The organism is Paraburkholderia humisilvae, from assembly GCF_902859855.1.
GTDB classification, from domain to species: Bacteria; Pseudomonadota; Gammaproteobacteria; order Burkholderiales; family Burkholderiaceae; genus Paraburkholderia; species Paraburkholderia humisilvae.
Genome location: NZ_CADIKH010000426.1, coordinates 1 through 794 on the forward strand (window position 1 = coordinate 1; position 794 = coordinate 794).

At 57.9% G+C, this 794-nt stretch carries 1 protein-coding gene; it reads left to right on the forward strand.

The annotated features are described in order from the left end of the window. Positions 1-755, forward strand: a 755-nt coding sequence (locus HV796_RS42890; protein WP_217478267.1) for a carboxymuconolactone decarboxylase family protein, incomplete at its 5' end; no start/stop codon positions are given. Positions 756-794 lie beyond the last annotated feature (39 nt).

Below are 794 nucleotides of genomic sequence, written 5' to 3' on the forward strand. Positions count from 1 at the left end.
CTGTTGGCGGCAGTAGGTGCGCGCCGCTTATCGAACGCTTGAATCGACTTTCGCCTGCGATATCGGGAGTATTGGTGGAAACGGTCTACTGCGACGTCATCGGCCGCCCCGGACTTTCATTGAAAGACCGCGAGGTGGCGACCGTCGCCGTGCTTGCCGCGCAAGGTAACACTCCGATTGCATTGACGTTTCACTGCGAGGGAATGCTCAACACCGGCTGGTACCCGCGCGCGCTCATCGAAACCGTGGTATGCGGCGTTAGCGGCAGCACGCAGGGAGCGGCGACTGCAATCGCCATCGCATTCGATGTGCTGATGCAGCGGCAGGCAGTGGCGGCCCAATACTTGCCGAGTGGAGACGGTCTGCCTCCGGCACCGGAAACGTTCATGCACACGTTAAACGCTGGTCGCCAAAGCTATGCCCTCGTAAAGGCAGTGCTGACAGACAACCTTGCGCGGTTACCATCCGCCGTAGTTGACAGCGATAGTCTGTCTGAGAAATCGCGGCAGTTGGCTACGTTCGCCGCCGCAATGGTGCAACGCGTCGGCGCCGCCGCGATTCGCGACCAGACCAGGTGTTGCCTGGCGCTTGGGTGGACGAGAGAAGAGTTGATTGAGCTGATCATCCATATAACAGCCTATATCGGTTGGCCAGAAACGTTGAACCTGGTAGCGCCAACCGCTGAAGCATTCGAAGCATTTCATGAACGAATCACACAACCGGATTCGGGCTCACAATCAGACTCAATCCCGTAGGGTCTGGTGCGACTATTGAGGCTTACTATATCAGGCCTT